Here is a 26,765-nt window from a genome sequence, read left to right as displayed (position 1 = left end):
CTCTTCGTTTGCTTAAAATATATCCATTAGCTTTTCAAGTTCATCCATGGTCAGGTCATCGTCTCCTACATCACTAGGCGTAATTTGCGCTTCATCTTGTGATACACAATGTGAGATGAGTGCCTTCACGTTCTTTTCTAAAAGGTCCTTGAACTGTTCCATCGTTTGCTCTTCGAATTCAAGCTGGTGATAGGACATCGTCATATGGAACATGCCCTGTTCTACGAAACCAACAATATCTAATGCATGAGGTTTCTCTGATTCTGGACTTAATGATTGACCTGCCTGCCATCTGGATCGACTTAGTTCACCCCCGCCAATCTGTTCATCAAACTGACCAAGATAGTTAAAGCTGATATCTGGCGTGATATCAAATGCGAGACCGTCCTTCATTTTGTCAGGCGTTAAGTATTTTAAAACGCCATAGCCGATTCCCTTGTTCGGAATGTGTCTGAGCTCTTCTTTCAAAAGCTTGATTTGATACGAAAGATCCTCCGCATGCGACAAATCAAGCAGCACAGGATACATGCTCGTAAACCAGCCGATGGTCCGCGACACATTGACCGCCGGAAGGATGTCTTCCCTTCCATGTCCTTCAAGGTGAATAAAGTGCCTGTCTTCTCCTGTCCACTCTTTCAGGGTCAATCCTAAAGCGGTTAGCAAAATGTCGTTGATTTCCGTGTGGTACGCCTCATGTACTTCTGTCAGTAGGCTGCGTGTTTCTTCCTCAGACAGCGTAAAGCGAATGGTTTTTGTATGCAGCATTCTTTGATCCCCTGTGACACGATCCTTTTGCAGAGGTGCAGTTAAATGCCCAAGTACCTTTTTCCAATAGTCCCTTTCTGCCAGCAGCTCATCTGACACTGCGTATTCCGTCAACTTCTGGGCATATGCTTGGAATGAATGTGTTTTTTCAGGAAGTGTCAGCTCCTCCCCACGCTTCGCCTGCTCATAAAGAGCCATGAAGTCTTCAAGGAAAATACGCCATGACACACCATCAATGACAAGGTGATGTACAACGAGCAATAAGTGATCCCCATGATCCGTACGGAAAATCGCAGGTTTGACTAATGGTCCCTCTGTTAAAGAAATACTCGCCTGCACTTCATTTGCTAGCTTTTCTACCTGCTGGATTTGCTGTGATCGTTCTCCTTGTACTTCTATCACGTCCACCGCTACATCGTTTTCGTCTACTCCACGATGACGCTGGATGATGCGTCCTTCTTCTACCGGATAAACCAATCGCAAAGCATCATGATGGGTCATCATCTGCTCGAGCACTTGTTTGACAAGCACTTCATCCAAACCATTTGCCGCATGGAGCATAACGGACTGATTCCAATGATGTTGGCTGCTGAAGTTCCGTTCAAAGAACCAGCGCTGAATTGGTGTTAAAATGACTTCCCCTTCCACAGGTGATTGATCAGCTGTGAGAAGGTCCGCTTCTTCGATATATGGTCGTAGCTCCGCAATCGTTGGATATTGGAAAAGCAGTTTCATATCGAGCTTCCAGCCTTCTTGCGTGAGTCTGCTTGCCATTTGGATGCCTTTAATCGAATCTCCGCCAAGGAAGAAGAAATGGTCGTGAATACCAACTTGGCTGACGCCAAGCACATCTTCCCAAATGCCGCAAAGCAGTGCTTCCACTTCATCTCTTGGGGCTTCGTATGCTGTTTGATTCGCTTCCACATCAGGTGCTGGCAGTGCTTTGAGATCCACTTTGCCATTTGCCGTCATCGGCAGTTGGTCTAGCTTGATGATCCATGATGGCACCATATAGTCAGGCAAGGTATGCTTTAAGCTTTCTTTCAAAGTGGCCGCTTCTTCATCTGTGATGACGTAAGCGACAAGAGCGTCTTGATCACTTGCATCTTTGACCGTTGTCACGACGGCTTCTTGGACTGAATCCAGCGCAAGGAGCTGCGCTTCAATTTCTGACAGCTCAATACGGAATCCGCGGATGTTCACTTGATGGTCTTTTCTACCGAGGTAGATCAGCTCGCCATCCTCTGTCCATTTCACCAAGTCGCCTGTACGGTACATGCGCTCTCCAGGATAAAACGGATCTGGGACAAACCGTTTGTTCGTTTCCTCTGGGAGATTCCAGTAGCCTCTTGCCAGTCCTTTCCCCGCAATCACGAGCTCACCCGGTACGCCTTGCGGCGAGAGGTCATATAACGAACCCATAATGTAAAAACGAGTATTGGCAATCGCTGTTCCGATAGGAAGCGTGCCTTGATCTGGATCAATGATCCCGCTTGTCGCCACGACCGTATTTTCTGTTGGGCCGTAGTTATTGACGAGTTTGTATGGAACAGGTTTCACCTGTTTTAGCTTGTCCCCGCCTGTCAGTAAGTAACGGAGAGAATGATTGTCCATCGACATAAACTGCTCACATAGCTGTGTTGGCAGGAACGCAATGGTAATGCCTTCGTGATTAAAATACGAATTGAGCTTGATCATATCGAGGCGAATCGCTTCGTCGATGATATGGAGCTCTGCGCCGGCCATCCACGTCGGGAACATCTCCCAAATGGAGGCATCAAAGCCAAAGCCAGCATATTTGGCGGTTCGGTCTTGTTTCGTCACCTGGAAAGCATCATTGTGCCAAAAAGCAAGATTGACAAGGGACTGGTGCTCGACCATGACACCCTTCGGCTGTCCAGTCGTTCCAGATGTGTAAATCATATAGGCGAGATCCGTTGGTTTGATAGGAACCTGAATCTCGTGTGCTTCTCCTTCTACTGCCTCTTCTATGAAGAGGGTATGACCTGTGAAAGAAGGTGGTGCAGTGAGCCCTTTCTGAATCAGAAGGACCTCTGCCCCGCAATCTTCCAGCATGTAGGCAATGCGCTGCGCTGGATAATCGGCATCAATCGGCACAAATGCCGCACCTGCCTTGAGAACTCCGAGAACAGCGGCTGTCATCTCAAGCGATGGACGTGTGAGAATGCCGATGCGGTCTCCCGGTTTTGTGCCGCTGGACATAAGTCTTGCGGCGACTGTATTCGCCCGGTTGTTCAGTTCTTCATACGTCCAGCTTGTGCCGCAGAAGGATGCGGCTTTTTGATGAGGTACTTCTTGTGACTTTGCCTCAATCAATGCATGAACCGTTTGATCTGTCGGGACATTTAGATAAGGGCCCGACCATTCATCAAGCAGTTTTTGCTGCTGCGCTGGTGATAATAATTGCATCTGATCTAATAATTGATCTGGTGCTGACACCATTTGTTCGATCAAGTAAAGGAAATACTCCTTCCACTTCTCAATCGACGACCGTTCAAAGATAGAAGAATTAAAATCAAACACAAGCTCGATTTGCTCGTCAGATTCGTTTCCAGTTAAGGTTAAGTCAAATTTCGCTATGTTCTCATTGAACGGCTGAGGAATGATATCAAGTCCATCCATCGACAGGTCACGAATATCTGCATTTTCCATCGAGAACACCACATCAAAGATTGGATGGCGGCTTGTGTCGCGAACCGTTTGTACTTGGTCCACCAATTCTTCAAATGGGTAAAGCTGGTGTTCATTTGCCGCTAACACAAGCTCATGAACTGTTGACGCAAATTGAGAAAATGTCTGATGTCCTTCTGGTTTTGTTCTGAGTGCCAGCGTATTCACAAACATGCCGATGACTGATTGAATATCAGGATGGGTTCTGCCCACCACTGGAGAACCGATCATGATGTCTTCTTGTCTCGAAAGCTTGCTTAAAAGCGTACTGTAGCAAGCAAGCAGCACTGTATAAGTTGTACTGTTGAGTGATCTAACCAACTCATCCAATTGCGCTTTAAGCGCACCGTCTATAGAGAATTCGACGCGGTCCCCTTCAAACGTCTGAACCTTTGGTCTCGGAAGATCCTCAGGCAGCGCCAAAACAGGCAGTTCTCCTTGTAATTGTTCCAACCAAAACGCCGCTTCAGCCTCTTTTTGTGCAAGAAATTTTTCACTTGTTGACCAAACCGCATAATCCTTATATTGAATAGGTAATTCATCAAGTTCGTCTCCTCGATACAAGATCGATAGCTCATCAATTAAAATACCGACAGACGCACCATCTGAAATGATGTGGTGCATATCAATCAACAAATAATGAACAGTCGAAGATTCAGACACAAGCCCCACTCTGAGCAGCGGCGCTTTTCCTACATCAAATGGACGGATAAAATCATTCATTAATTGCTGAATGTCTCGGCCATCCCCTTCGATGTTTTCAATGTTCACAGAGACATTCGCTTCAATTCGCTGAACAGGTTCACCCTGAACGAAGTCAAAACTCGTACGGAATGCTTCATGACGATGAACAAGCTGGTCAATGGCTTTTTTAAATCGTTTTTCATCAAATACACCTTCAAGCTTTAAAGCAGCTGGCATATGATAGCTCTGCTCGGCATCTGTCATTTTTTGCAGAACAAACAATCTTTTCTGAGCAGATGTCACAGGATAAAAAGCCGCTTCATCCGCTTTTTCCACTCGTCTGATTTCAGTTCGATCTGTTTGATCCACCGCATGCGCAAACGCCTCTAAAGTGGGTGATTCAAATAATGTTTTCAAAGGACATTCCACATGCATCTCTTCATAGAGCCTGTTCAGCATTTTCATGCCGCGCAGTGAATGACCACCGCATTCAAAGAAATGATCATGTCTGCCGATTTTCGGCACTTCAAGAACTTCCTCCCAAATGTGTGCCAATATACGCTCTGTATCTGATTGAGGAGGGACGTATTCATTTGCCGCCTGCTCACTTACATCAGGTACAGGTAATGCCCGTCTGTCTACCTTGCCATTCCCCGTTAGTGGTAGCTCGTCTAATTGCATGAAGAAAGCTGGCATCATATAAACAGGGAGTTCTCGTCCTGCTTGCTCACGTAAATCCGACAGCGGAACAGCACCTTCTGCTGTGAAATATGCACACAATGTATCATTTGATATCGCAATGACAACGGCTTCCTTCACTTGCGGATGCTGCAATAGCTGGTGTTCAATTTCGCCAAGCTCGATACGCTGACCTCGAATCTTGACTTGATGATCGATTCGCCCAATGAATTCAATATCTCCATTTGACAGCCATCGTGCGAGATCGCCCGTTTTGTACATGACTTCACCAGATCGGAAAGGATTTTCAACAAACTTTTCGCTCGTTAGTTCTGGCTGTTGATAATACCCCTTGACCAGTCCATCACCTGCAACACAAAGCTCTCCAGCAACTCCCGGCGGCTGCACATGTCCAAACTCATCGACAATATAAACAGCCGTTTGACTCACCGGCTTTCCGATCGGAATCGACAGTGCTTGTTCTTCAATGTGATTCACCGGATAATACGTTGTGAAAATCGTGCTTTCAGAAGGTCCATACATATGAATGAGTTTGTCTTCTCCAACCGTTTCAAGCGCTGCCACAACATGCGGCACAGAAGCACGTTCCCCGCCAAACAGCACTTTTCTGACGTTTTTCAGGCTGCCTTTTTTCATATCAATCAGTAAGTGAAATAGAGCGGTCGTGATCATTAAAATACTGACTTTTTCCTTCTCAATCGCGCCAGAAAGCTCATTCATATTTAAAATGTGATCCTTTGGCAAAACAATGAGTTTCGCTCCGTTCAATAAAGCACCAAACACATCAAACATAAATGCATCAAATACATAGTTTGAAAGGCTCATCACCGTGTCTTCATGATGAATGGTGAGATAATTCGACTGCTTCACTGTTCTCAAAATGTTCCGATGCGTCACCATGTTCCCTTTAGGTTTGCCTGTCGTACCAGATGTGTAGGTCAAATTCGCCAAGTCCAAAGGCGAAACACATACAACTGGATTGCTCTCTGACTGCTGATCAACGGCTTGATCTTCTGTTTCTATGATTTTCCCTTCAAACGCAGTAAGCACAGAACGATGACGCAGCACCTGATGGGTCAGGACAAACTGTGCACCACTATCTGTCAAAAAGTGCTTGATGCGCTCATCAGGGAAGTCAGGATCGATTGGCACATAGACACCGCCAGCCTTTAGCACAGCTAAAACGGACAGCACCATCTCATTAGAACGTTCAAAGAATAAAGCCGCTTTCATCCCTTTTTCAAAACCATGTTCGTGTAAATAATGAGCCAGCTGGTTCACTCTGCGATTCAGCTCTTGATAAGAAAGAACCTCATCTTTATATTGCAAAGCAGGCTGGTGACCATGCTGCTGTACTTGTGATTCAAATTGCGTCACAATGGTTTCTTCCGCAGGATAAGGCGTAGGTAACGGGTTCCACATCTTCAATTGAGCCGCTGCCTCTTGTTCAGACAGTAAGCGGTATGATTGAATCGCTTGCTCCGGCACTTCGACCATCTGCTCCAGAAGATAAACATAATGCTTGAGCATCTGCTCGGCAGTACTTCGTTTAAATAACGCCGTACTGTAATCGAGAACAAAGGAAAGACCATGACTTGACTCCGTCGCTTGAAGTGTGAGATCAAACTTCGCAATATGGAAATTGGTTTCCTCGACTTCGACTTTCATCTCTCCAATATGCTGGGTTGTTGAGTGATCTGGCGTCAGAGTAAAGACCGTATCAAACAATGGATGGCGGCTAAAATCTCTTTGCACATTTAGCTTTTCAAGCAGCCGCTCGAATGGATATTGCTGATGCTCAAACGCCCTCATCGTCTTTTCCTTTACTTGCTCAATCAACTGTGTCATTGAAGCGTTCGGATCTACCTCTGAACGTAAAGCAAGTGTTTGGACAAACATGCCGATCATGTCATTCAAATCTGCATGCACCCTGCCTGCTGTTGGCGTCCCCACCACAAACTCCTTTTGACCTGTGTATTTCGCAAGCAATGTATAGTAAGCAGAAAGCAACACGGTATACAGCGTCGTATGATGATTCGCTGCAAGCTCCTGCAAACGGCCTGTTAACGTCTCATCGATGTTTCTGAGAACGCGGTCTCCAGCGAAAGACTGGACAGCGGGACGCTGATAATCCGTTAGCAGCTGCAAAGCAGGGATATCTCCTGAAAATTCTTTCAGCCAGAATGCTTCATCTATTTGACCGCCTTGCTCTGCCTGTTGTTCTTGCCAAACAGCATAATCTTGATATTGAAGCTTCAATGGCGCTTTCACTAATCCCTCATATGCGTCAGACAACTCACGCAGCATCAAATCAATTGAAAGACCATCTGAAATCAGATGATGCATATCGAAATAGAGAAGATGCTCCTGATCATGTAAAGACTGTAGCCCAACACGCAAAAGCGGAGCCTGCTCAAGATAAAAAGGTCGGACAAATTGACGCATGTTCTCTTCCATCGTGCTGCCTGTCACCTGTTCTATTTGAAATGGAACGGATGAAGCTACCCGCTGACGAGGGACTCCTTTGACTGTATGAAAAGAAGTGCGCAGCATATCATGACGTGCGATCAGTTTTTCAAAAGCTCCCTCCAACTTCTCTCGTTGCAGCGTTCCTCTTAATTTCACAACGGCAGGCATATGATAGGCGATGCTCTGCTCCAGCTGAGTCACCATATAAACACGCTGCTGCGCTGGTGACAGTGGATAATCGGCGGCAGTCGGTGCTTTCGGTATGACCACTTGTGAAGACTTTTCCGCTTGTTCAATATAACCAGCAAGTGCTGCAATTGTTTGCTGTTCAAATAAAACCGATAAAGGGACCTCCACTTGAAAAGCCCGCTGAACGAGTGTAAGAACTTTCATCGCTTTGAGTGAATGCCCGCCTAGGTCAAAGAATGAGTCGTACACACCTATGTTCTCTTGATGAAGAACGTCTTCCCACAAACGAACAAGCTTCGTTTCTACATCGTTTCTAGGCGCTACATAAACAACACTGACAGCCTTGTCTCCTTTTAAAGCAGCAAGCGCACGCCGGTCGACTTTCCCGCTAACTGTCAGTGGAAATGCCTCCAGCTGCTTGAAATAAAGCGGCATCATATAAGCTGGCAGCTGATGTTTGATAGCGGCTTGCAGGGTGTCCACGGAAAGAAATTCTTGTCGTGCTTGATAGTAAGCACTTAAAGCCTTTCCACCGTCCGGTTCATCCACGACAAGCACGACAGCCTGATCGACTCCGTCTACCTGCTCCATGACTGCCTCAATTTCACCTGTTTCGATGCGGTAACCTCTTATTTTTACTTGGTCATCTATTCTTCCAAGGTAATCAATAGTGCCGTCTGGAAGCCATCTCACTACATCACCTGTGCGATACATCCGGTCTTCAGGAAAAAATGGATCTGGTCTGAATGCCTTCTCCGTCAATTCAGGCTGATTCACATAGCCCCGTCCCACTCCTATTCCCGCAATGCATAGTTCTCCCACAGCTCCCTGCACCTGTAGTTGTTCATGTTCATTTAAAATATAAATCCGATGATGGCCCAGTGGCTTTCCAATTGACACATAGCGCTGTTCTGGTGACTTCTGCAGCTCACTGAGATCTAGACGGTGAACCGCCGCATCCACACACGTTTCTGTCGGACCATACACATTCCACAAGGCAAAATCGGGCTGGCTGACACGCACAGCTTCAATCAGCGCCTGCGCTGCTTTCGCAGGGAGTGCTTCTCCCCCAATCAGCATGTGAGTCAGTGCAAGCCCTTCCAAATCCGCTGCAAGTAAAAGCTGCACATGTGCTGGCGTTCCATCTGTTGCTTCAATTTGTTGTTCTTTGTAATAAGCCGCTAGCTGTACACCGTTTCGTGTCGTTTCTCTTGGCACAATATGAAGCGTATGTCCAAATAAAAGAGCAGCAAAGATTTGTTTAACAGATGCATCGAAATGGAATGGTGCAAGAAGCGCCACTTGAAGCTGATTTGCCCCCTCATACACTTCGTGATGCAGAGCATGAACCAAATGATGCAGCTGAAGATGCTCGATCATCACTCCCTTCGGCTTTCCAGTCGTACCCGATGTATAAATGAGATAAGCCAAATCCTGTGATGTCGTCTGATCGATCAGCTCAGGTAGCGGACGATCTTCTAATTCCATATGCTGCTGGACAATCATTTTTTCCGCAATGGATGAATATCGCTGAACAAACGATTCTTCTGTTAAAACGATAGAAGCACCAGAATCTTCTACAATAAATTGAATGCGTTCCTCAGGTAATGCTGGATCGATCGGTACATATGCACCGCCAGCTTTTAGTATCCCAAAAATGGCAACCATCGCATCTGCCGTCCGTTCCATTAAAACGGCAACTGGTACATCACGCGAGACACCTTTCATCTGTAAAAATCGTGCCAGTTTGTCCGCTTTTTGATACAGCTCTCCATAAGTGAACGTTCCATTTTCCGCTACCACAGCTGCCCGTTCTGAATACTTTTTAGCTACCTCATCAAATAAGTGGTGAACTGGTTTCGCTCCTGGTAAATCAAATGCTTCTCCCTTAGATAATTGAAGCAGCTGCTTTTGTTCATCTGCTGGCAGTAAAGAGAGAGCCCCAATCAGCTGATCTGGCTGAGAGACTGCCGCCTCCAGCAGAATCATCAATCGATCAAACAGCTTACTCATATCGTCTTCACTAAATAGATCTGTACGGTAATCCAAATCAATGGTCAATGTATCTGTATCCCAGCGGTCTTTCACATGAATCGATATATCATTCATTCCGCTTCCACTAAAAATCGGCTCCGTAATGAACGAAAGATTCTCTTTTTTCTGCCACTGCATGACCTGATACTCTAAAGAAATATCAAACAGGCGTCCTGTAAATCCATCTCTTTCCCTTAAATCATTCATGAGCACATTGTAAGGATATTTTTGATGACGCAAGATCTTCATCTGATCCGCCATGACTTGCTTCACGAAATCAAGAAACGTGAGAGATCCTTGCACAGATGCGCGCATCGGAATGGTCGACACAAACATCCCAATCATCTTTTTTTCCTTTGCATTTGTCCGATTGCCCATAAAGGTTCCAAGGACCACATCCTCCATGCCGCTAAATCGGTGCAAGTAAATATAGACAGCGGACATAAACATAGAAAGCATACTGACTTTCTCTTCTTCACAAAAAACTCGAAGCTTCTCCTTTAAAGCATCTGGAATATCCCCTGAAAATCTCTCCGCATGCAAACTCATCTCGTAACCTTTATGCGGTGTTAAAGAAGCGAAATCTGGAATATTGGCAAATTGCTCGTTCCAAAAAGCTTGGTCTTTCTGAAAACGTTTAGAAGATTCATACGTTTGCTCACTCATGATGTGATCAACGAAGGAAATGTCTTCAATTGGGGAGATGTCTGTCCCCTGCAGCATGTCATGGTATAGATCAATGATTCGGTTTCCCATCAAGATAATTGAAATACCATCAGCCACAATATGATGTGCTTTACAGAACAGCCAGCACTCTTGATCACTGATTTGAAAGACCGTAAATTCGATTAAGGAACGGTCAATCAGTTCCATCGGCTCACGAATCTCCTCGTTCGCCCACGCCCTGACTTCCTTTTCACTCCATCCTTTCACCAAACGAATCGGCTGTTTTTCATATGGCTTGATATATTGAACGGGCTCCTCCTGCTCATGTTGATACACCAGCCTTAAACGAAGAGAATCAGTTTCACGAATGTACGCTTGAAGCACATCAACGATCAAAGAAGGATTTAGACCTGATACCGATCTTAACTTGGCAAACCCACCCAAATTAGAAATACTTGTGCCTGGATAAAATCTTTCCGTGTAGAATACTCGCTTTTGCGCATGTGTTAAGGGGTAATAAACTGTACTCATTCTTATCCTCCGCTCTTCTATGTTTTCTCCACCAAATGTGATACCCTGCACCCTCTATATCAAAAGAACCAAGTCTATTTCATCAAAATAGACGAATAACAGAAAAGGAGCCCACCCCGAATAAAACGGAGGGACTCCCATTTTGATTCGGTAACCTGCCGACCATAGTAAAAAAGAAACTTTTACCTTAGGACATGGCTTTGCGTCTCTATGTTTCCATAGATTTGCCTTTTTCTTCTTTTCTTTTAGATATTTTCTATTTACGTCCACTTTATATGAAATTATTGTTTTTTTCACCGAAAAATGGGTGTAAAGATTCATGCGTTATGCCGAAGGGATCACATCATAATTTACGATATTTACCGAAAATAACTAATAATAGTTGCGTTTCACCGAAAATAAATGACCAATTACCGCAAAAATTTCATGTTTTTCCTTAAATTTTGCAAATATGACCGAAAATGTAGGAGAGAGGTCTCCTATCACGCCTCGCATTTTCTTAAATCTTAAGAACTATATTCCCTAAAACTTTGAATATTTTTACCATAAAAAACAATACAAAAAGAGCTGTCATTTCAAATGACAGCTCCTTGTTTCTTCATTATATTTACATCACCTTAGACAGACCAATCGTTTTCTCAATAATGAGCAACGCAATGATAGAAATGATAATAAATATGACAGATATCGCATTGACACTCGGATCAAAAGTTTGCTCAATGTAATTAAACGTCCTCACGGGAATCGTAATGGTTTGAGGTGAAGAAACGAACAAACTAATCGAGATTTCACCAAATGATGTCACAGCAGAAAACACTCCACCTGCGATAATGCCCGGCTTGATCAAGGGCAGTGTCACACGAAAGAAAGTACGTATGGGCCCTGCACCAAGATTCATGGAAGCTAGCTCAAGACGTGGATCAAGATTTGAAACACTGACACCTACGGTTCGTACCACATAAGGAAAACCAATGATGACATGCCCTATGACTAATGCCCACAAAGACCCTGTAAAACCCATAGCCGTAAACAAATACAGCATCGCAATCCCTAATACCACCTGAGGAATCATAAGAGGTGACAAAATAAAGGCTTGAACAGCTTCCTTTCCCTTAAAGGAAAGCCTTGCTAAAGCATAAGAAGCCATCGTTCCTAAAAGAACAGTAAGTGGCGTCACAATCAATAACAGAATCACGCTGATACGCAAAGATTCCATCCATTCTGGATTCGACACGACCTCATGAAACCAACGAACGGAAAATGAAGTCGGCGGGAATTCAGGAAAGGCATTCGGGCTAAAAGCAGAAAGAACAATGACAAGAACAGGTACGGTTAAAAAGAGATAAACGAGTGAGCCTGCGGTCCATATCAGAACCGAAAGCAAACGGTCACTTATTGATTTTTTACGCATGCATCCTCGCCTCCCAACGCTTCAATAGATAGCTTAATAGACTGACGACCGCTAGCACACAAATCAATAAAGTAAAAGACATCGCAGCGGCAAGAGGCAAATTATACACCTGCATGACCTGCTGATAAATGGACAGTGGCAAGAGCGGCTGCATCCGTCCGCCGACTAGCAGAGGAGTAATATAACTTCCTGCTGCAAGTGAGAAGACAATAATTGCTCCGGTGATCATGCCTGGAATCGTAAGCGGCAAGGTCACATGAAAAAATGTCCGTATACGCCCAGCACCAAGACTCATAGAAGCCGGTCTCAAGTGACGGTCCATATCAGTTAAGCTCGTTGCAATAGGCAGCACTGCAAAAGGCAGCATCACTTGAACATAAGCAATAATGACCGCATTCATATTCCACAGCATCGATAGCGGTTTCTCAATCAGATGTAAATCGATCAGCATGCCATTGATCAAGCCATTTTGCGAAAGAAGAACGATCCATGCAAATGTCCGAATGACGACACTCGTCAAAAGCGGCGATACAAGTAAGATATAGAAAAAAGCCCGCAATCTTGGATGAGGTGCTTTCACTAGCACATAAGCTGCAGGATATGCCATCAATAAACAAATCACCGTTGTCTGTAAGGCCACCCACACAGTACTTCCAATTGCTTTCACATATGCATCTGTCGTAAACACATGTAAATATTGAGACAAACTATAGGATTGTAACGTATTCATCATCGAATCCACATCACGAAAACTGAGGACAAACATCATCACAAGCGGAGCAAGAAGGAATACAACTAGAAACAAACAAGCTGGCAGCAGCATAAACCAATGAAAGCGCTGATTCTTTTTTTTGATTCGCATCACGCATGCACCTTCGAATCTAAGAAAACAATATCTTCAGGCTGCCAATGAATATGCACAGTTTCTCCAACTTGAGGCAGCTCGGGAAATGCTGCGTCTGATGCATGGACAATGATTTCACCTTGATCAAGCCCAACGACCAAACGTAAAGAGTGCCCAATATAACTGACATCTGCCAACATTCCTGTGACATGATTTGGCTGAACTTCCTCCCCGCCAGAAGATAACTTGATTCTCTCAGGACGCAGCATGAGTAAATGCTTCTCGCTCTTCTCTTTAAATGCGGCAGCTTTTAGCTGAACTTGCTTCCCGTTTGATTGAGTGAAATGTGGAACAGTGTATGTGGAAGTAACTTCATCATACTCCGCTTCAAATAGATTGACCTGTCCGATAAATTCAGCAACAAAACGATTATTTGGCTGACGATATACTTCTAAAGGTGTCCCAATCTGCTGAATTTTCCCCTCACCTAATATCCCAATTCGGTCGGAAAGGCTTAAGGCTTCCTCCTGATCATGCGTCACAAGAATAGTCGTAATTCCGACATTCCGTTGAATATTTCGCAGCTCCGTCTGCATATTTTTTCTTAGCTTTGCATCTAGATTACTGAGTGGTTCATCAAGAAGGAGAACAGCCGGCTGGATAGCAAGTGCCCGTGCAATTGCGACCCGTTGCTGCTGACCACCACTTAATTGGTGCGGCATACGTTTGGCAAATGACTCTAATTGAACAAGAGACAAGCTCTCCATCACCTTTTGCTTGATTTCCGCCTTCTTTTTCTTTTGAACCTTCAACCCATATGCAACATTATCAAATACGGTGAGATGTGGGAAAAGTGCATAACTTTGAAAGACCATCCCCGTTTTCCTTTGATAAGGAGGTAAAGTCGTCACATCCCGATCACCAATATAGACGACTCCTTTTGTTGGTTCTAAAAAACCACCAATGATATTGAGTAAAGTTGATTTTCCGCAGCCACTAGGGCCAAGAAGGGAGAAAAATTCCCCCTCTTTTACCGTAAGACTGACATCATCAAGAGCAATTTGTTCGCCGAAATGCTGGCTGATATGTTCTAAATTGATTCCACTCATGCAATCACCTATTTTCCTCCGCCTAATACTTCATTCCATCGATTTGTCCATTGACCGAGCTCTGAAGTCGCTGTTTCGTAATCTACCCAAGTCAGCTTGCTATAATAATTTTCGCCAACTTTCACTTTCCCTTTAATTTTGTCTCCGTATTTCACATCAGAATTCGACATGCCATAGTAAGATTTTTCTGAGAAGGCTTCTTGAGCTTCTTTCCCGCTAAGGTAGTTTAATAGCTTATAAGCCGCTTCCTCATGCTGACTTCCCTTTGTTAACGCCCAGCTCGCAACTGCTGCCACAGCGCCTTCTTTCGGATATGAGAATCCAATATCCATCCCTTCTTCTTCAAGTGCAAATGATCGGCCATCCCAATATGGAACTGCCGTCACGTCACCACGTTCTAACAGCGTTTGAATAGACCCTGGGTTATCAGGAAAAGCAGCTACACGCCCTTTTAATTGTGCGAGGCTTTTAAATGCTTTATCAATATCCTTAGGATTTGATTCTGTCCCTCCTTGAGCATGGACAAGTGCAGAGAAAAATTGTAAGCCCGCTGAATAAGTTGGGGAAGAAATCGCCACTTTCCCTTTCAGTTGATCGCTCCATAAATCTGTCCAGCTGTTTGGCTCCTGTTTGACAAGATCTTTTCTATAAGCAATTCCAAGCTGTCCCATACTAAAGCCTGCTGCATATTGTTTTCCATCAACAGTGAGTTTCTTTTGAACAGAACGATAAAGCTTTTTCACATTTGGCGCTTGATCTTCATCAATAGGCGCAAGAACGTTTGCCGCAATACCTCTTTGAATCGTATCAGGCTGTAAAATAAGCAAATCATACGGTGGATTTTTACCATTAGATGCTTTTAATTTTGTAAACCATTCAGAATCTGCCCCAGAGACCGTTTGTACCTTAATGCCTGTATCCTTTTCAAACTTTTCGAGGATTGGCTTAATATTCTTTTCCCAATCTCCTCCGTAGACACCAACGATCACAGTCTGCTGCTGTTTACTTTGGTCCTGCCCATTTCCACCGCATGCAGACAGCAGTAACATGACGGATAGGACACCTGCAAATATGGCGATTACTCTTCTTTTCATGATTCATTTCCCCCTTTTTGTTGATTCAACTGACGAAGTGCTTGAATAATATCCATCTTTGTTAACGGTTCCTGTCTATGACTAAAATGAGAATGAACCGCATGTTTATAGTGCGTACGCTCATTTGCTGGGTATGAACGAAGCTGCACAGCAAGCTCACTGCTGGCTTCGTCCGTCCACACTTTCTCATAAGCTGCTCTTTGCTCTCCAAAATCCCAAGCGTCAGCATCAGCATCATTCATCTTTTCACGAAGCCTGCTCGTCTGTTCGTCATCAATTTTCCATTCATTATGGTCTCGATAGACTTTGACGCCATATTGCTGAAGTGCTCTTTCTTCACTTAATAGCCCTGCTTCCACTTCATGAAGGACTTTTTCTTTCGTTCTAGCAAATGGATTCCCCCATCCTCCTCCACTTGGTGAAATCAATTGAACAATATCGCCTTTTTCAAGACGCATAACATCAATTTTCGGCTGGTTTTGTGTCTCCCCATTTGGTTTGGTCAATTTCACCTCACCAATTGCTCCTGCTCGGCCGCCCATTAACCCCCAAGGTTGAAACTTCATTCGTTCCATTCCTCGTGCCGTCACCATCGATTCTGGCTTGATCATTTCAAATTCCAAGCCAATCGCATGTCCCCCTCTATGTTCCCCTGCTCCACCTGTGTTCGGCAGCAGTTCATATCGGTGTACATGAATATCAATATGCTGTTCCAAGCTCTCAATGGGTGTATTTTTTAAAAATCCTGACGAATGATCAATTCCATCTACTCCATCAGTCCCTTTTTGAGCACCGCCGCCTCCGCCTAACGGTTCAACCACAGACATTTTTCTGCCTCCTGTTTGATCATCAGGAACAGAGAGAACGACGATAGCGGATTGACCTGCACCTGCCGCCGGCACTGCTTCAGGCAACAGCTTACCAATAGCACCTAGCACGACATTATACAGTCTCATTGTAATGGAATGCCGAATACCGACAGAAGCCGGATATTCTGGATGGACAAGCGTTCCTTTAGGTGAAATCACGTCTATCGGATACGTAATCCCACCATTAATCGGAATAAAAGGATCTTTACTAATGATGTAATTAATCAATCCTTGATATAAGAAGGAGTGCTTTTGACCATTGGTGACAAGATTAAAAGCTGTCTTAACTTGCGGGTCACACTCAGAGAAGTCCAGTGTCAGCTGTTTCCCTTTGACCGTCAGCTTGATCTTTAATCGGATCGGCACATCCGAAATCATATCATCATCCAAGTAATCAGCGAATTCACTCGTTCCATCAGGGATGGCTTCAATTACTTTTCCGGCGCGATCCTCTGCTTGCTTCAGCAGATCAATCATTCCTTGCTTCACTTCGTTTTTTCCAAATTTCTCGATCATTTCTTTTAGTCTGATTTCTGCTGTATTAACAGCGGCAATCATCGCATTAATATCGCCATCATTTAAATGACTCGCCCGGCTATTAGCTCTTAAAAAGGTACGAACAACCTGATTCTCTTTTCCACCTTCATAGATTTTCACTGGCGGAATTCTTAATCCTTCCTGATGAACATCTGTTGCAGTTGGAGAAATGCTTGAAGGGACAAGACCTCCCACATCACTTACATGAACAAAAGACCAGGCATAGCTGACAATTTCATCTGCTATAAAAATGGGTTTGATGATATGAACATCTGGCAAATGAGTCGCTAAACCGTCTGTCGTATAAGGATCATTTGTGATGATAATGTCACCCGGCTGCATCGGTCCGCTTTCTTCAATCGCTTTTTTGAGACTCAGCCCTAAAAAGATCGTGACACCGACTGTTTTTGGGTAAACAAAGAAATCTCCAGAAGGCGTGGCTAATGCTGTGGCAAAATCCGCCGATTCTTTTACGAATGTTGTAAAGGATGTCCGCTCAATGACATGTCCCATGCCTGATGCAATCGCATTAAAATAACTCCTCATCATCTCAAGCTTTGCTGGATCAGTTCCCATGTAAAGCCGCCTCCCTTGAAATCACCAAGTTTCCTGAATGGTCTATGCTGCCTGCCCAGTTTGGCAAAATCAATGTTGTCGTATCATCTTGCTCAATGACGGCAGGTCCATTCACAACAGCACCTAATGACAAAGTACTCCGATTGTAAACAGATGCTTCGTACTCTTTTTCTTCTATAAAGATTCGTCTGTATGATTGTGGTATTAAAGGCTGTCCGCTGCTTTCATCAACAGAAGAGATAGGCAGTGGAGGCGTTTCACCTATAACCCGAACTCGCAAATGAGTAAATTCAATGTTCGCCTGATCATCTCTATGGCCATATTGACGCTCATGCAGGCTGTGGAAAGCTTCAATCAGATGATAGACGTCTTGTTCCTGCTTTAGCCAATCCACAGATAATGGCAATTCAATCTCAAATGCCTGTCCTTGATAGCGGGCATCTGCTAATAACAAAATGGACGTTTGTTTGATATGTTGAATGTTTTGCTGGCTGAACCAATCCGTTGCTTTGCGAGAAAGCATTTCATAATCTTGTTTTAATTCGTCCATCGTATAGTCTTGTAAGCATATTTTCTTAGACAACACAGCATCATGGATAAAATCGGCTGTAAGTGCACCTAGCGCACATAATGTCCCTGGACTTGGAGGGACGACCACATTTTTCGCATGAATTTCTCTCGCAAGGAAATTCGCGACAACAGGCCCTGCCCCGCCAAATGCTAGCAAACTAAAATCTCTAGGATCAAACCCTTGCTGCTCCATGACATTGCTTAGTTCTGTGTACATATTGGCAACAGCCACTTGAATCAACTGGTCAGCCGCCTGTTCGACCGTTTTATGAAGCTGATCAGCAATTGGCTGAAAGGCTATTTCCGCTGCAGACCGCTGCAATTGTAAATGTCCTCCGGCAAACCGTTCTTGATTGAGGTAACCGCATATGAGAAATGCATCGGTTAAAGCAGCTTTTTTTCCCTTTCCATACGAAGCAGGTCCAGGCTGCGAGCCAACTGATTCCGGTCCTGCTTTAAGAAGCCCGCCTTGATCAAGCCATGCAACAGAACCTCCGCCAGCCCCTATCGAATACATTGCAACAGATGGAAGAATGATCGGAAATCCTGAAAGCTGATTCGACTGAGCCATTGTAGGCTGCCCATTTTGAATGATCGAGATATCTGCACTTGTGCCACCAACATCAAACGTAATTAAATTGGGTTCATTTGCAGATGTTGCAATTCTTGCCGCACCAATTACTCCAGCTGCCGGGCCAGAAAAAAGTGTTTTAACGGGTGAAGTGGCTGCGCTTTCTGCATCCATTAAACCACCATTTGATTGGGTAATGTATGGAGAAATTGGTACACCTTCTTCTTTCAAGCGGTTTTTCAACGTTTGTAAATATTGTTTCACCTTTGGTTGAATGTACAAATTGACAACAGACATCACTGTCCGCTCATATTCTCTCATTTGTGGCCATAATTCTGATGATGTCAGGATTTCTAACTGTGGGTAATGATGATGAATATAGGCTTTTGCCTGTAATTCATGAACTGGATTTTGATAGCTATGTAAAAAAGAAATGACAATGCCTGCTAGTTTTTTAGAGATGACCTGCTGGACAGCATCATCTAATTGCTGCAGTTGGAGAGGTTTTTTGATCGAACCATCGTGTATGAGCCTTTCAGAGATTGGATATACATGTTTTCGTGGTATCAATGGTTCTGGCAATTGAGAATTGAAGTCATAAGGAATGGGTAGACGTAAACGCTGTAATGACAAAATGTCTTGAAAACCTTCCGTTACAAAAAGGGCTAAATCTGCTCCCTTTCTCTGCAATAATGTATTAAGACCGATTGTCATGCCGTGTACGAGATATTGGATTTTGGATAAATCGACACCTCTTTCTTTTAGAAGTTTTAGCCCATTGATAATTCCTTGAGCTGGGTCATCTGTCACTGTAGGTGTCTTGAGTTCAGTCAGCTCCCCTGTTGCTTCATTCATCAGCGATAAATCAGTAAATGTTCCACCTATGTCTATTCCGAGCCGATAAGAGACATCCGCCATTTGTACTTCCCTCCTGTCATGTAAATGGAATCATATTTTGATAAATTACGACATTTTTTGATATTTGACTCCATATTATTAAAGCATATCGGTCTAGTCAATTTTATTTTTTTGAAATTTCTGTGTGTTAAAATCTTGAAATTAGCCTAAAAACCTGTGATAAAGCCATTTTACATAAGCAGAATTGTAATATGAGCAGCAAAATTAAAATTTTTGTGATTTTTGTTCAAATAGGAAAAGAGCATAAACAGGTAAAAAACGTTTTTCGAACTTTAAAAGACGTTTTTTCAAAACGAGGAGAAATTGGTAAGTAATTCTGCTATACTTCTGTTTACAAAATACGCTAAAGAGAAAGAGAGCTAGCATCTATGAAACTTCTTAAAACCATTCTCTTGCTTTTATTGATTGTCATTGGTATAGCGACAGGCTATGTCCAACTAGGGCAACATAAACAAGAGACGACAAACTCTTCTTATGACAAAACCATTCACTTTCCATCAGATCGTTATCCAGAAACTGCGAAGCACATAGAAGAAGCTATTGACGAAGGTCATTCTTCCATTTGCACCATTGATCGGAAAAATAGTGATGAGCAAAGAGACAAATCACTTCATGGCATTCCAACAAAGCGTGGTTATGATCGTGATGAATGGCCAATGGCGATGTGTAAAGAAGGTGGAGCAGGGGCTTCTGTCAAATATGTACGTCCTTCGGATAATAGGGGGGCAGGCTCTTGGGTAAGTCATCAATTATCAGATGATCCTGATGGCACAAGAATCCAATTTATTATCGAGTAGCACGATCTTTCCTTTTTTCATAACAAAAATTTCTGTGTAAGTGCATTCACGTATATCAAACATTTTTTTCATGCCGATAATCTTTAAGGAGGGATACCCTACCTTATACCTAAAGGAGTAAAAAGCATGAAGAAAAAAGGAAAACTGAGGCTTGGCGCCAAAATAATGCTGATCTTTTTAAGTGTCCTCATCGTATTTTCAGCAGTGGTTGGTTATGTAGTGAACCGCGAAATGACAGAGAACATTAAGCAAATGGCCACCGAAAAAGCAAAAGGCGATCTAAAGCTAGGATACGCTTACCTAACTGAGAAGGTTGCTGGCTCGTGGCAGATAAAAGATGGCAAGCTTTACAAAGGAAAGACTCAAATCAATAACCATGACACATTGGTTGATCAATTAGCCGAGTATACTGGTGATACAATCACGATCTTCCAAGGAAATACCCGCGTTGCCACAAATGTCATGTTAAACGGGAAACGAGCTGTAGGAACCGAAGTCTCACCTGAAGTAAAGACCGCTGTTTTGGATAAAGGCGAAAATTATTACGGAACAGCCAATGTTGCGGGTAAAGACTACCAAACAGCTTATATGCCCATCAAAAATGATACAGGGGAAACGATTGGTATTTTCTATACCGGTGCAAATCAAAGCATGATTTCACAAATGCTTCAGTCTTTCTTTATTCAATTTGTCACGGTCCTACTGTTAAGTTTAATTGTTTCTGTTATCATTATTTCTATTTTCACAAAGCGGATTCAGACACGTCTCAAACATATGGCATCTGCTATTAAGAGTGCGGACGAAGGAAATTTAACCATCAACGTGACAGATCACACAGGCGATGAACTTTCTGAGCTGGCAGGTCACTTTAATAAGATGCGTGAGAAATTAAATCAAACCATTTTAAATGTGATCAAAACATCTGAATTAGTAGCCACCTCTTCTGAGGAGCTGTCAGCTAGCGCAGAAGAAACGAGTGCAGCATCAGAAAAAATTACCCATACCATTCAAGAAGTCGCTCAATCGTCTGAACAGCAATCGTCCCAAATGACAGCTAGTGAGCACACGATGAGACAAGTATCTAACGAGCTGGTAAACATCACTGAAAATGCGGGACAAATGGCAACAAGAAGCCAGTCCGCACAAGAAATGGCCCAAAAAGGTGTACAAAATATCGGTGAAGTCAATTCACAAATGACATCTATTGCAAAATCAATTGAAGAGAACGGCACAGCAATTCAAGCGCTAGAAACACGTTCAGCCGAGATTGATCAAATTTCCAAAGTGATTACAGATATCGCTAACCAAACAAATCTACTTGCTCTTAATGCGGCCATTGAGGCAGCACGCGCAGGTGAACATGGAAAAGGTTTTGCCGTTGTGGCAGACGAAGTGAGGAAGCTCGCAGAAGAATCGCAAACATCATCCAACATGATTTCACATCTCATTTCCGAAATACAAAAAGAGATGAATCATTCGACGAGTGCCATTAAACGAGTACGAGAGGAAGCGGCTCAAGGGGCTGTTCTTATTTCTCATACAGAGGATTCATTTATTGACATTCAGCAGTCAATGAAGGAAATGGCAGATGGCATTAAACATTTATCAGATGCATCCCAAAAAATCGCAGCTTATACAAATGATGCGAAGCAAACCTTTGCCTCTATCACAGAAGGCGTTAAACTGACGAGTGAACATTCACAACAAGTAGCAGGTTTAACAGAAGAACAATTTGCAGCAATGGAAGAAGTAACAGCTTCATCAGAGGCTCTCGCCCATTTAGCAGGAGACCTAAAAGAAATGGTTTCGCAATTTCACATCTAGATCCCTCATACAGTAGCGCAAGACGGCGACAATCGTCTTGCTGCCTAACATTCTCTTCAATTATCTTACTTTCAAACATTCACTTTTCAACATGATCCCAAGCTGGACAAATTTTATGAATAAAGGAGTTATCTATTATGAATGATTTAAATCAAACGTATCCCCTATCTATCTCCTATCACCAAATCACCGTATACACTGGAAGCACGACGCCACCTGTGATTGATTGGACAGATGACGATATTCTTCAAGGATTCGCAACTGGGGATCGAGGTATTTCTTTTGAAGGCATCAATAACGGAAAAGCTTCTATTATCGTGACATTAAACAGCCATGAGCCTCCATCATCCGTTGATAGAGTCATCACAGTGCCATTTACTCATTCAAGTGATCATGTTTATCTGACAAGCGTCATGGCACAGGTACTGTCTTTCTCCATTCCAAAAGGAGACTATCAGCTCACCTGCTATATATCTGAGCACCCTGATCAAGATCTCTATTATTTTGATTTTCAGACTGCTTAGATCACGCCTGGTCGTACTGTTCAAGCCATTTTTCCGCAAAATCGACCGATTCTCTCATCGGCAATAAATACGAATTGGCTAGCCCGATTTGACTGTGGTTATAACTACATCCTGATTGTAAGAAATCACGACCAATCTGTTCAAATAGTTCTTCTCTTGTGATGATATCTTGATACTCTTTCCACACCCTCCAACCATTCTCTAAAATGGGGGCCCCTCGTGTCATGAGGTCTTGCTGTGAGATTCGATATTCAGCTAAGTGAAAAGCTGTCACACTCTCGAATGACGTGCCAATTAGCAGCACTTTTGCATCAAGATCGTACATACGTCCAAGAGGTGAATTTTCTCCTAAACCATAAGGAAGCGCATGGTGTTTCAACACTTCATCTTTCCTTTTCCCCCAGGCGGTGAATGAGAAATGAGGATGATTGCTTCTTTCTACGCCTGGGTATTTCCAAAAGGTCTCCGCTACCTTTCCCATTGCTGTTGGAGCTGTGTAAGCTGGATCAAATGCAGGCATTGTGTCTTTGATCGGTTTCCACCAAGAATAAGGAACAGGCGGATTGATCCAATCAGCAGGATCCGACAGCTCTAATGTTTGTGCCGGCATAATCAGTGTTCCTTCATCTGTTAAAATATCCATCATAGCTTGTACAACGGCTATAGCTCCTCCATTCACCCAGCCAATAGATGACAAGGATGAGTGGACACATAAGATCATGCCCTTCCTTACACCAAGTTGAACCAAATCCGCTTTGATTCTTTCCTTTGTGATCGGTTCAGCCTGATGTTCAATTAATCTTTTCATCGGTTATTTCCTCCTGCGTCTCATCTATTCTTGATGAGTGAGACGTTTCACAGCGATAGACAATTTATAATTTGCATGCTTTGTTAGCTCCGTTAAAAATTGATCAAGCTCATCATGACTGGAAAAATGTCCTTCAGCCATATAACAGCCCTCTCCACTTATTTTAAACAGGTTTTTGATTTCTTCCTTTTGATGGAGAAACGATAAAAGCGGTTCATGATCATGACTTCGGGTAAAGAGCTGTAAAAATGTTTGGATGTTCTGCTGTGTCCGCCAGTTAATTGAAATGGTATAGGCTTCAATAACCCCCTCTTCTTCAAGCTTTAAAACTCTATTTTTAGCAGCTTGACCGGTTAAATGGACTTTTTCACCAAGTGCTTTCATCGTCAATCGGCTATTTTTTGAGAGTTCTTTTAATATATCCATATCTGTTTTGTCTAGCATTGGCTCACCTCTTTCAAAAATCAAGTCGTTCCGCTGAAAGACTTTCATGATCCTCTGTCACATGAAGCTCTTTTAATATACTGTAAACTTAATGAGAAAAAAAGGAGGCCTTCTAATGAAAATAACACTCATTCGTAATGCTACTTTATACCTTCAATATGGTCCGTCAACATTTTTAATCGATCCCTTTTTAGCAGCAAAAGGAACCTATCCACCGTTCCCATATACTGCCAATCAACATGTAAACAATCCAATTGTAGATCTGCCTGCAAACATTGATTTGGACAAGATATTACAGCCTGATGCTGTCCTCCTCACTCATTTACATGTAGATCACTTTGACGACGAGGCAAAAAAGAGGTTAGTGCAAACTTTGCCGATCTATACTCAATCAGAGAAAGATCGCACGGAAGTAAAAGAAGCTGGATTTCAGCATGTCACATGCATTGAAGATGAAATGGATGTTTGCGGTATTCATATCAAACGAACTGGCGGGCAGCACGGGACAGGAGAAACTGCTAAACGGATGGGACAAGTGAGCGGTTTTGTTTTCTCTCATCCTGATGAGCCTACTCTTTATATTGCAGGAGATACCATTTGGTGTGATGAGCCGAAAGGGGTTGTGAATACATGCCAGCCAGATATTATTGTGGTCAATAGTGGGGCTGCCCAATTTTTAGAGGGAGACCCAATTACGATGACAAAGGAAGAGATTGTAGACATTCACCATACTCAACCACAAGCTCAAATCATCGCCTGTCACCTTGAAGCCGTGAATCATTGCTTATTAACAAGAGCCGCATTAACATCTTACATTCAAGAGAAACATGCAGATCAGGCCATTTTTGTCCCTCAAGATGGTGAGACGCTGACCTTTTAACATATAAACAATAAAAACCGGCACCTTGCTGCCGGTTTTCTTGAACTTATGGTCGATGGTGCTGTGGTTTTTTTAGTAATGGAACAAACCCGTTATTTTTTAAATGATTGTAATGTTCATCCATTCGTTTTGTGATGTGCGTGCCTTGTTCCTTCGTTAACACACCATACTGAACGTATTTTTCGATCACTTCTTTTCGTTTAGACAAAATTTGCTGTTCAAGTACTTCAATTTGTTTTTGTTGCTCTGTCGTTAATTTTACTTGATGCGTGACGGGGCGCTTTTCCATTTGGGGTGTTTCTCCATGAGCCGTATTCACCTGAAAACCAAATAATAGCACCATCGTTAGTATGATCAAACCACTTGTTTTTTTCATCTCTGTCGTTCCCTCCTTTATTCGATTTTAATTTGCGCATTCTTTCCTTTTTTATACATTATTCACAGCATCAAATTGCACATAATATTCTTACTTTTTCGCTTTTCATCTGAAAACGTTGTCCTAACTGAAAAAGCGTGCTATGTTTTGTTTTGTATAAAAAATAGAGGAGGATTCTTAAATGAGTCGTTTTTATCATAGAAAACCTATATGGGTGCTGCTTGTTGTGTCTGCTCTCATGCTTGTCATGTCTGCTTGCAATCAATCAGGCTCATCTCAGTCTGGAGAATCAAAGTGGGATCAGATTCAAAAGAAAGGGAAAATCGTGGTCGCTACTTCAGGCACTTTGTATCCTACGTCTTACCATGATACATCGAACGGCAAGGATCAATTGACTGGCTATGAAGTGGAAGTCGTCAAAGAAGCATTTAAGCGCCTTGACGTAAAAGTAGAATTTAAAGAAATGGGTTATGATGGTATGCTCAGTGCCATTAATTCAGGTCAGGTGGATGCCGCTGCAAACGATATCGACATCACAGATGACAGGAAAGATAAGTTCGCCTTTTCAACACCTTATAAATACTCATATGGAACCGCTATCGTTAGAAAAGATGATCTGTCAGGTATTAAATCGCTAAAGGATTTAAAAGGAAAGAAAGCAGCAGGTGCTGCAACGACCATCTATATGGATGTTGCCCGTAAGTATGGTGCAAAAGAAGTCATCTATGATAATGCCACAAACGAGCAATATTTAAAGGATGTCGCAAATGGCCGTACAGATGTCATTTTAAATGACTATTACTTACAAACACTGGCGCTTGCCGCATTCCCTAAGCTAAATATTACGATCCATCCAGACTTAAAATACATGCCGAATGAACAAGGGTTTGTGATGAAAAAAGACAATACAGAGCTTCAAAAAGAATTAAATCGTGTATTAAAAGAGATGAAAAAAGACGGAACCATGAAAAAGATTTCAGAGAAATTCTTTAATCATGCTGACGTCTCAAAGAAAATTGATGTTGATGTCGAAGATGTCGACATTTCTAAATAAGGAGCCGCAGACGTGGGAGATATTCATTTAGAATATATCTTTAATCCTGCACTGGCAAAAGCGTCATTTCCGTTTGTGATGAAAGGCATCTGGCTGACGCTGCTCATTTCTTTTGTGAGCATGTTTTTTGGTACGATTCTAGGCTTTTTTATTGCCCTTGCTAGGATGGCAAATACGTGGTTCCTTCGGCTGCCTGCACGGCTGTATATTTCATTTATGCGAGGGGTTCCCATTCTGGTCATTTTGTTTATCCTTTATTTCGGATTCCCTTACATCGGCATTGAATTTACAGCTGTCACTGCTGCTATTATTGGATTCAGCTTCAATAGCGCTGCATACATTGCCGAAATTAACCGGGCGGCTCTCTCCTCTGTTCCAAGTGGTCAAGTGGAAGCCGCCAAATCACTTGGTCTCAGCTATTGGCAAACGATGCGTGGAGTCATTTTGCCTCAATCCGTGCGCATTGCACTGCCGCCCCTGACCAACGTCATGCTTGATTTAATCAAAGCTTCCTCACTAGCGGCAATGATTACTGTGCCCGAACTCTTCCAGCAAGCAAAAATTGTGGGTGGACGAGAATTCGATTATATGACCATGTATATATTGGTTGCCTTGATTTACTGGGGCATATGCAGTGTGGTCTCATTGCTCCAAGACTTTTTGGAAAAACGCTATGCAAAATATCTATAACAACAAAAAGCAGATCCATTGGATCTGCTTAGATTGTTGACAAAGGGCTAAAATGAACTTGATTTTAGCCCTTTGTTTTCTTTCAGCGTGATAGAAAACCTTTGCAGTCTAGGAAAGACGAGCACTGGCGCGGAGCGAATT

At 43.1% G+C, this 26,765-nt stretch carries 16 protein-coding genes and 1 riboswitch; of the genes, 6 read left to right on the top strand and 10 right to left on the bottom strand.

Annotation, left to right across the window (positions count from 1 at the left end; all coding sequences use genetic code 11):
* Positions 1-12 precede the first annotated feature (12 nt).
* From MKY11_RS01975 to MKY11_RS01945, 7 genes are all read right to left on the bottom strand, one after another.
* Complete coding sequence (locus MKY11_RS01975; protein WP_342501780.1) at positions 13-10,728, bottom strand: amino acid adenylation domain-containing protein; 10,716 nt, start codon at positions 10,726-10,728, stop codon at positions 13-15.
* A 146-nt stretch (positions 10,729-10,874) separates the two neighbouring features.
* A riboswitch (cyclic di-GMP riboswitch) is annotated at positions 10,875-10,967 on the bottom strand.
* A gap of 368 nt (positions 10,968-11,335) precedes the next feature.
* Complete coding sequence (locus tag MKY11_RS01970) at positions 11,336-12,139, bottom strand: ABC transporter permease (protein WP_008347828.1); 804 nt, start codon at positions 12,137-12,139, stop codon at positions 11,336-11,338.
* Complete coding sequence (locus MKY11_RS01965) at positions 12,132-13,001, bottom strand: ABC transporter permease (protein ID WP_008347830.1); 870 nt, start codon at positions 12,999-13,001, stop codon at positions 12,132-12,134. The genes MKY11_RS01970 and MKY11_RS01965 overlap by 8 nt, the downstream gene beginning before the upstream one ends.
* Complete coding sequence (locus MKY11_RS01960) at positions 13,001-14,092, bottom strand: ABC transporter ATP-binding protein (RefSeq protein WP_160758268.1); 1,092 nt, start codon at positions 14,090-14,092, stop codon at positions 13,001-13,003. Before MKY11_RS01960 ends, MKY11_RS01965 begins: the two co-directional genes overlap by 1 nt.
* Positions 14,093-14,100: 8 nt before the next feature.
* Entirely contained in the window at positions 14,101-15,186 is a 1,086-nt protein-coding gene (locus tag MKY11_RS01955; RefSeq protein WP_045034596.1) for an ABC transporter substrate-binding protein, read from the bottom strand.
* Positions 15,183-17,168 carry a hydantoinase B/oxoprolinase family protein gene (locus MKY11_RS01950; RefSeq protein ID WP_342501779.1) on the bottom strand — a complete coding sequence of 662 codons (1,986 nt, stop codon included), beginning with the start codon at positions 17,166-17,168 and terminating at the stop codon, positions 15,183-15,185. The genes MKY11_RS01955 and MKY11_RS01950 overlap by 4 nt, the downstream gene beginning before the upstream one ends.
* Entirely contained in the window at positions 17,158-19,227 is a 2,070-nt protein-coding gene (locus MKY11_RS01945; protein WP_274660770.1) for a hydantoinase/oxoprolinase family protein, read from the bottom strand. The genes MKY11_RS01950 and MKY11_RS01945 overlap by 11 nt, the downstream gene beginning before the upstream one ends.
* A gap of 368 nt (positions 19,228-19,595) precedes the next feature.
* Here MKY11_RS01945 and MKY11_RS01940 point away from each other — a divergent pair, with 368 nt between their 5' ends.
* From MKY11_RS01940 to comJ, 3 genes are all read left to right on the top strand, one after another.
* The gene (locus MKY11_RS01940) at positions 19,596-20,024 is read left to right on the top strand and encodes a NucA/NucB deoxyribonuclease domain-containing protein (RefSeq protein WP_007498233.1); all 429 of its coding nucleotides are present in this window, start codon (positions 19,596-19,598) and stop codon (positions 20,022-20,024) included.
* 126 nt (positions 20,025-20,150) lie between these two features.
* Positions 20,151-21,848, top strand: coding sequence for a methyl-accepting chemotaxis protein (locus MKY11_RS01935; protein ID WP_342501778.1), 1,698 nt, complete (start codon positions 20,151-20,153; stop codon positions 21,846-21,848).
* A gap of 137 nt (positions 21,849-21,985) precedes the next feature.
* The gene (comJ, locus tag MKY11_RS01930) at positions 21,986-22,372 is read left to right on the top strand and encodes a competence protein ComJ (RefSeq protein WP_039166300.1); all 387 of its coding nucleotides are present in this window, start codon (positions 21,986-21,988) and stop codon (positions 22,370-22,372) included.
* A 1-nt stretch (position 22,373) separates the two neighbouring features.
* Here comJ and MKY11_RS01925 read toward each other — a convergent pair whose 3' ends face one another.
* Complete coding sequence (locus MKY11_RS01925; protein ID WP_259254051.1) at positions 22,374-23,180, bottom strand: AAC(3) family N-acetyltransferase; 807 nt, start codon at positions 23,178-23,180, stop codon at positions 22,374-22,376.
* Between the two features lie 24 nt (positions 23,181-23,204).
* Positions 23,205-23,624 (bottom strand): Lrp/AsnC family transcriptional regulator, encoded by a 420-nt coding sequence (locus MKY11_RS01920; protein ID WP_024718958.1) that lies wholly within the window; start codon positions 23,622-23,624, stop codon positions 23,205-23,207.
* A 115-nt stretch (positions 23,625-23,739) separates the two neighbouring features.
* On the opposite strand from MKY11_RS01920, the gene MKY11_RS01915 reads away from it, so the two are divergent.
* Positions 23,740-24,504: an MBL fold metallo-hydrolase gene (locus MKY11_RS01915; RefSeq protein WP_342501777.1), complete on the top strand. Its 765-nt coding sequence runs from the start codon at positions 23,740-23,742 to the stop codon at positions 24,502-24,504.
* A 46-nt stretch (positions 24,505-24,550) separates the two neighbouring features.
* Here the strand turns inward: MKY11_RS01915 and MKY11_RS01910 are convergent, their stop codons facing one another.
* Entirely contained in the window at positions 24,551-24,880 is a 330-nt protein-coding gene (locus MKY11_RS01910) for a YckD family protein (RefSeq protein WP_017366586.1), read from the bottom strand.
* 181 nt (positions 24,881-25,061) lie between these two features.
* Here MKY11_RS01910 and MKY11_RS01905 point away from each other — a divergent pair, with 181 nt between their 5' ends.
* The gene (locus MKY11_RS01905) at positions 25,062-25,934 is read left to right on the top strand and encodes a transporter substrate-binding domain-containing protein (RefSeq protein ID WP_342501776.1); all 873 of its coding nucleotides are present in this window, start codon (positions 25,062-25,064) and stop codon (positions 25,932-25,934) included.
* Between the two features lie 12 nt (positions 25,935-25,946).
* Positions 25,947-26,624 (top strand): amino acid ABC transporter permease, encoded by a 678-nt coding sequence (locus tag MKY11_RS01900; RefSeq protein WP_008347854.1) that lies wholly within the window; start codon positions 25,947-25,949, stop codon positions 26,622-26,624.
* The last annotated feature ends 141 nt before the right edge of the window (positions 26,625-26,765 follow it).

The sequence above is a fragment of the Bacillus sp. FSL W7-1085 genome (assembly GCF_038595035.1).
In the GTDB taxonomy this organism is placed as follows: domain Bacteria; phylum Bacillota; class Bacilli; order Bacillales; family Bacillaceae; genus Bacillus; species Bacillus altitudinis.
The sequence above is the reverse complement of the archived record's forward strand: the minus strand, read 5'-3'. Positions and strand labels throughout refer to the sequence as shown.

Bases quoted from the DNA above. Each gene is read 5' to 3' on its own strand.
- MKY11_RS01950 (WP_342501779.1), bottom strand. From the start codon at position 17,168: ATGGGAACTGATCCAGCAAAGCTTGAGATGATGAGGAGTTATTTTAAT.
- MKY11_RS01970 (WP_008347828.1), bottom strand. From the start codon at position 12,139: ATGCGTAAAAAATCAATAAGTGACCGTTTGCTTTCGGTTCTGATATGG.
- MKY11_RS01935 (WP_342501778.1), top strand. From the start codon at position 20,151: ATGAAGAAAAAAGGAAAACTGAGGCTTGGCGCCAAAATAATGCTGATC.
- MKY11_RS01910 (WP_017366586.1), bottom strand. From the start codon at position 24,880: ATGAAAAAAACAAGTGGTTTGATCATACTAACGATGGTGCTATTATTT.
- MKY11_RS01965 (WP_008347830.1), bottom strand. From the start codon at position 13,001: ATGCGAATCAAAAAAAAGAATCAGCGCTTTCATTGGTTTATGCTGCTG.
- MKY11_RS01925 (WP_259254051.1), bottom strand. From the start codon at position 23,180: ATGAAAAGATTAATTGAACATCAGGCTGAACCGATCACAAAGGAAAGA.
- MKY11_RS01975 (WP_342501780.1), bottom strand. From the start codon at position 10,728: ATGAGTACAGTTTATTACCCCTTAACACATGCGCAAAAGCGAGTATTC.
- comJ (WP_039166300.1), top strand. From the start codon at position 21,986: ATGAATGATTTAAATCAAACGTATCCCCTATCTATCTCCTATCACCAA.
- MKY11_RS01940 (WP_007498233.1), top strand. From the start codon at position 19,596: ATGAAACTTCTTAAAACCATTCTCTTGCTTTTATTGATTGTCATTGGT.
- MKY11_RS01920 (WP_024718958.1), bottom strand. From the start codon at position 23,624: ATGCTAGACAAAACAGATATGGATATATTAAAAGAACTCTCAAAAAAT.
- MKY11_RS01955 (WP_045034596.1), bottom strand. From the start codon at position 15,186: ATGAAAAGAAGAGTAATCGCCATATTTGCAGGTGTCCTATCCGTCATG.
- MKY11_RS01945 (WP_274660770.1), bottom strand. From the start codon at position 19,227: ATGGCGGATGTCTCTTATCGGCTCGGAATAGACATAGGTGGAACATTT.
- MKY11_RS01915 (WP_342501777.1), top strand. From the start codon at position 23,740: ATGAAAATAACACTCATTCGTAATGCTACTTTATACCTTCAATATGGT.
- MKY11_RS01905 (WP_342501776.1), top strand. From the start codon at position 25,062: ATGAGTCGTTTTTATCATAGAAAACCTATATGGGTGCTGCTTGTTGTG.
- MKY11_RS01960 (WP_160758268.1), bottom strand. From the start codon at position 14,092: ATGAGTGGAATCAATTTAGAACATATCAGCCAGCATTTCGGCGAACAA.